Here is a 5,500-nt window from a genome sequence, read left to right on the forward strand (position 1 = left end):
CGCACCACGACCTCCGGCGCCAAATCGCCGCGCGCGCCCCGCACACTCGCGCCCGCGCCCGCGCCGCTGCTCGGCACGCTCCCCACGAACGCGTGCGACGGCCTCGCCGCGGGCGGCGTGTTCCCCGTCGGCGGCGCCACCCACCGCTGGTGTCACGCGCAGGAACGCCTGCGGTGACGCCGATCTCGTTGCCTCACGCACTTATTGACTGTTCGTCAGATGGCTCGTACGGTCGGCCCGCCGTACACGATCAACGCCGGGAGGCCATCCGTGTTTCGTGAAGCCCTCGATCTGACCGGCCGAGTCGCCGTCGTCACCGGCGCGGCCTCGGGCATCGGCCGCTCCAGCGCCGAGGTGTTGGCCGAACTCGGCGCAACCGTCGTGTGCGCCGACCTCAACGCGGCGGGGGCCCAGGAGACCGCGAAAACGATCGTCGCCGCCGGCGGCGCCGCGACCGCGCAGGCCGTGGACACCTCCAGCGCGGAGCAGGTGGACGCGCTGATCAACGACGCCGTCACCGCGCACGGCCGGCTCGACATACTCGCCAACATCGCCGGAATCATGCACCTGAGCACGGTGATGGAGACCGAGGAAGCCGACCTCGACCGTGTCCTCGCGATCAACTTCAAGGGTGTGTTCTTCGGCTGCCGCGCCGCCGCGCGAGTGATGACGGCGCAGGGGTCGGGCAGCATCGTCAACATGGCCTCCGGCGCGGTGGACACCGCCACCTCGGGGCTGCTCTGTTACGGCGCGGCCAAGGCCGCCGTGGTCCAGTTGACCAAGACCCTCGCGACCGAGGTCGGCCCCACCGGCGTCCGGGTCAACGCGGTCGCGCCCGGCTGGATCGTCACCGGCATGACCGGCCGACACTGGACCGACGAGGACGGCAACGAGGACGCGGCCCGCAAGGCCGCCGTCGCCGCGCCGATGGCCAAGGCGGCCCCGCTGCGCACGGTCGGCGAGCCCACGGACATCTCGTACGCGGTGGCCTACCTCGCCTCCGACGCCGCCAAGTTCGTCACGGGCCAGATCCTGCGCCCCAACGGCGGCATCGCGATGCCGTGGTAGGCCGCCCGCCGTCCTGAGCGCCGCGAGGCCTGCTTTTCCGCCTCCTGGGGCCCTCGGGCCCGAAGGCGAAGAACGAGTCGCGGGAGAGTCCCCAGGCGTGCTCGGTACATGCCACCGCCCCGCGCCGAAGGACTCGACGCGGGGCGGTGGTGGGCGCGTATGCGCGGCTCAGGACTGGTTCTCGGCCTGGAACATCCAGCTCATTTTCTCCAGGTCCGCGGAGATCGTGATGAACAGGTCCTGGGTGACCGCGTCCTGCTCCTCGGTCACCGCGATGCGCTCGCGCATGCGCTCGATCACCGCGCCGTACACCCCGACGAAGTAGCCGATGACGTCGACGTCCTTGATCCAGCCGGAGTCGGGCTGCGGGACGCCGCTGCCGGAGGTGATGCTCGCGGCGCGGCCGTCGGGGTTGTAGCCGATGGCGGACGCGCGCTCGGCTACCGTGTCGGCGAAGGTACGCGCGGCGGTGACCACCTCGTCGAGCTGGAGGTGGACGGTCCGAAAGCGCGGGCCCACCACATTCCAGTGGGCCTGCTTGGCGACGAGCGAGAGGTCTATGAGATCGACGAGGGCACCCTGCAGTGCCTCGCCGGTGATCTTGCGCGCCTCGTCGGACAGGGGGCTCTTGACGACGACCATGGTGCTTCGACTCCTCGGGGTTGATGCCGGTGCGCGGTATCGGGGTTTGCGAACCCGACGGATTCGACGAACCCGACGGACTCGAAAGTCCGGCGCACCCCACATCAACTGCCCCGAATCGGCCGATCGATTCTCCCGAGTGGCCCACGCCACATCCGGGATCGGCGTCAGGCCGCCACCACCACGCTCACGGAGTTCTCGGCGGAAATCGGGCCTGGGCCCGACGCACGGTCGTTGTTCTGGCGTTCCGTGGCGGCGCGCTCGTTCGGCGTGAAGCCGGCGCCTACCGGTTCCAGAACCGGACGCATCGCTTCGGCCGAGGCGAGTTCGGCGAGGGCCAGCTCGTCGCTGACCTCACGCATCAGTACGGACATCCGCACGTCCAGCGCGTCGCAGATCGCGGCGAGCAGTTCGGAGGACGCCTCTTTCTGGCCGCGCTCGACCTCGGACAGGTAGCCAAGGGATACCCGGGCTGAGGACGACACCTCGCGCAGGGTGCGACCCTGACGCTGGCGCTGGCGCCGCAGCACGTCACCCAGCAGGCGACGGAGCAGGATCATCGGTCGCTCCCTCCTAGGGCGGCTCGGGGGGTCACAGCCCCACCGTACCTGGCCGACCGCGCCGGTGTGCCCGCCTTACGGTCCTGTTCACTCAGGGCGTGGAACCTTGACGGCAGGGGGGTCCAGGGTCCATAGGGGTTCCGGTCGGCCTCCGACCTGATGCGCAGCACGTTGATCCACAGCCTTCCGCGTCACTCCTGCGTTTTCGACAACCGGATGCCCGACTGCCCGTCGGTCCGGTTCACCCCGTGCACGCGGGGTCCTGCTCGGCCGGCAGCCCCGCGACCACGCGCCGGAGCAGGTCCAGTGCGCGAACGACGGTCATCTCCCGGATTCTGGCCCGGCTGCCCGAGAACAGCAGCGAAAGCACCGTTGTTCCCTCCGGGCCCGCGACCGCGATGTATACGGTGCCCACCGGCTTGCCGTCCTGGGGGTCGGGTCCCGCGACCCCCGTGGTGGCCACCCCGTACGTACCCGACATCATCCGGCGCACACCCTCGGCCATCCGGGCGGCCACCTGCGGGTGAACGGCGCCCTCGGCGGCGAGCAGGTCGGTGTCCACGCCGAGCACGCCGGCCTTGAGGTCGGTGGCGTACGCGGTGACCGAGCCGCGCACGACCGCGGACGCGCCGGGTACCTCGGTCAAGGCGCCCGCCAGCAGGCCGCCGGTGAGCGACTCGGCGACGGCCACGGTGGCGTCGCGGCCGATCAGGAGGGCTTGGACGACGCTCGCGAGCGTGTCGTCGGCCTCGCCGTAGACGCAGTCGCCGAGGAGCTCTCGGGCCCGGGTCGCGGCGGCGTTCACGGCGACGTCGCCGCCGGGGGCGGTCGCGGTGAGCTTGACCCTGGTCTGTCCGGCAGTGGCGAGGTAGGCGACCTCGACCGCGCCGCCGGCCGTCGAGAGTTGCTTCTCCAGCGGTTCCAGCATCGCGGCCACCACGCCCTCGCCGACCGAGGCGGTGAGCAGTTGACGCCTGGCCCGAGCCGGCGGCGAGCCGGCGCGGCGCAGCAGGTCCGGCAGGACCTGCTGTTCGGTCATCGCGATCATCTCGTGCGGCGGGCCGGGGATCGCGTAGACGACGACGTCGCCGGTCTCGACGCACACGCCGGGGGCGCTGCCGTTGGCGTTGGGCAGGCTGCGGCCGCCCTCGGGTACGTCGGCCTGTTGCAGGCCCAGTGCGGTGAGCGTGCGGTTCATGCCCGTGTAGCGGGCCCGCAGCCACTCCTCGACGGCCGGGTCGCGGCGCAGTGCGACGCCGGCGACCGCGGCGACGGCTTCGCGGGTTCGGTCGTCGGAGGTGGGGCCGAGTCCGCCGCAGACGATCACCGCGTCGGCGCGGCGGACGGCCTGGGCCAGGACGTCGGTCATCGCGTCGAGGCCGTCGCCGACCGTGGATACTCCGCCGACGCGCAGGCCGGCGGCGGTGAGTCGGCGCCCGAGGGTGACCGCGTTGGTGTTCACCACGTCGCCGACGAGCAGTTCGTCGCCGACCGCGACCAGTTCGACGTTCAGTTCCCGCATGATGTTGACCCCCATCGTCCGCTCCGCTCCCCCGACGCCCGCGTCCGCCCTCTCGTGTCCGCCCGGCGTCAGCTCGGCTCGGCGGATATCGGGTCGCCGCGGCGCAACCGGATGGCCTTGACCACGTAGTCGAGTCCGGTGATCACGGTGATGATCACCGCGGCCGCCATGATCCAGGCCCGTGAGCTCGCCAACGGGCCGGTCATCACCAGCGTGTACATCCCGATCGCGACGCCCTGGAGCATGGTCTTGGCCTTGCCGCCGCGACTGGCGGGGATCACGCCGTGGCGGATCACCCAAAAGCGCAGGAGCGTGATGCCGATCTCGCGCACGAGCACGAGCAGGGTCACCCACCACGGCAGGTCGCCGAGCGCGGACAGGCTGATCAGGGCGGCGCCCATCAGGGCCTTGTCGGCGATCGGGTCGACGAGTTTGCCGAAGTCGGTGACGAGGTTGTGCATGCGCGCGAGCTTGCCGTCGAACAGGTCGCTGATGCTGGCCACGGTGAAGGCCGCCCAGGCCCATGCGCGCCATTTGGGGTCGTGGCCGCCGTCCTGGAGCAGCAGGACGACGAAGACCGGCACCAGGGCCACACGCATCATGGTGAGCGCGTTGGCCGCGTTCCAGGCGCTCACGGACGTGGTGGGGTCGCCGAGTCGGTCGGGCTTCGGCGGGTGGTTGGCGGCGGCGGCCCGAACGGCCTCGGTCGGTCGCCGGCGCGGGGGTGCCGGTTCGGCCGTCACCGATCGCCCCCGGGCACGACCACGTCGATCGCCTCCGCGGTCAGGTCGGCGCCCTCGCTGCCGACGATCCGCACCCGGATCAGGTCGCCGACCCGCAGGCCCTGTCCGAGCACCGTGGTGGAGCCGTCGGTCTCGGGGGCCTGGTGGGAGGCGTGCCCCTCGGCCGTGTCGTCGTCCAGGAGTTCCTCGATCAGGACCACGGCCTCGGTGCCGATCCGGTCCTCGGCGCGCTGGGCGACGAGTTCCTCGGCGAGGCGCGAGAGGCGCTCCACGCGTTCGGCGACGACGTCGGCGTCGAGTTTGCCTTCGTAGCCGGCCGCTTCGGTGCCGTCCTCGTCGGAGTAGCCGAACACGCCGATCGCGTCGAGGCGGGCCTCGATCAGGAAGCGCTCCAGCTCGGCCACGTCGGCCTCGGTCTCGCCGGGGAAGCCGACGATGAAGTTCGACCGGGCGCCGGCCTCGGGGGCCTTGGCGCGGGCCTGTTCCAACAGCGCGGTGAACGCCTCGCGCGAGCCGAACCGGCGCATGCGCCGCAGTACGGGCTCGGAGGCGTGCTGGAAGGACAGATCGAAGTAGGGCGCCACGCCCGGGGTGCCGGTGAGCACGTCGACCAGGGTCGGGCGCATCTCGGCGGGCTGGAGGTAGTTGACCCGCACCCGCTCGATGCCCTCGACCGCGGCGAGCTCGGGCAGCAGTGTCTCCAGCAGGCGCAGGTCGCCCAGGTCCTTGCCGTAGGACGTGGAGTTCTCGCTGACCAGGACGATTTCGCGGACGCCCTGCTCGGCGAGCCAGCGCGCCTCGGCGATCACGTCGGAGGGGCGACGGGACAGGAACGAGCCGCGGAAGGAGGGGATCGCGCAGAACGAACAGCGGCGGTCGCAGCCGGACGCGAGTTTGAGCGAGGCGACGGGGCCCTTGCCCAGCCGGCGGCGCAGCGCGCGCGGCCCGGAGGCGGGCGCGACGCC

The 5,500-nt window shown here is 71.8% G+C and carries 5 protein-coding genes and 1 pseudogene; 1 reads left to right on the forward strand and 5 read right to left on the reverse strand.

From position 1 onward, the window contains the following. The first annotated feature begins 270 nt into the window (after positions 1 to 270). Positions 271 to 1,068, forward strand: coding sequence for an SDR family NAD(P)-dependent oxidoreductase (locus GT354_RS21310; protein ID WP_161357951.1), 798 nt, complete (start codon positions 271 to 273; stop codon positions 1,066 to 1,068). Positions 1,069 to 1,236: 168 nt separating this feature from the next. Here the strand turns inward: GT354_RS21310 and GT354_RS21315 are convergent, their stop codons facing one another. The 5 genes and pseudogenes from GT354_RS21315 to GT354_RS21335 form a co-directional block, all read right to left on the reverse strand. Continuing rightward, positions 1,237 to 1,710 carry a DNA starvation/stationary phase protection protein gene (locus tag GT354_RS21315; protein ID WP_161357947.1) on the reverse strand — a complete coding sequence of 158 codons (474 nt, stop codon included), beginning with the start codon at positions 1,708 to 1,710 and terminating at the stop codon, positions 1,237 to 1,239. A gap of 320 nt (positions 1,711 to 2,030) precedes the next feature. After that, positions 2,031 to 2,270 (reverse strand): annotated as a pseudogene (locus tag GT354_RS55840) (helix-turn-helix transcriptional regulator); the annotation flags it as partial. 241 nt (positions 2,271 to 2,511) lie between these two features. Beyond that, entirely contained in the window at positions 2,512 to 3,807 is a 1,296-nt protein-coding gene (locus GT354_RS21325; RefSeq protein WP_202512129.1) for a CinA family nicotinamide mononucleotide deamidase-related protein, read from the reverse strand. A gap of 53 nt (positions 3,808 to 3,860) precedes the next feature. Further along, positions 3,861 to 4,535, reverse strand: coding sequence for a CDP-diacylglycerol--glycerol-3-phosphate 3-phosphatidyltransferase (gene pgsA, locus GT354_RS21330; protein WP_161357949.1), 675 nt, complete (start codon positions 4,533 to 4,535; stop codon positions 3,861 to 3,863). After that, positions 4,532 to 5,500, reverse strand: a 969-nt coding sequence (locus GT354_RS21335) for a MiaB/RimO family radical SAM methylthiotransferase (protein WP_161357950.1), incomplete at its 5' end; no start/stop codon positions are given. The genes pgsA and GT354_RS21335, both read right to left, overlap by 4 nt.

This window comes from Streptomyces sp. SID3343, assembly GCF_009865215.1.
Lineage (GTDB): Bacteria > Actinomycetota > Actinomycetes > Streptomycetales > Streptomycetaceae > Embleya.

Bases quoted from the DNA above. Each gene is read 5' to 3' on its own strand.
- GT354_RS21315 (WP_161357947.1), bottom strand. From the start codon at position 1,710: ATGGTCGTCGTCAAGAGCCCCCTGTCCGACGAGGCGCGCAAGATCACC.
- GT354_RS21325 (WP_202512129.1), bottom strand. From the start codon at position 3,807: ATGGGGGTCAACATCATGCGGGAACTGAACGTCGAACTGGTCGCGGTC.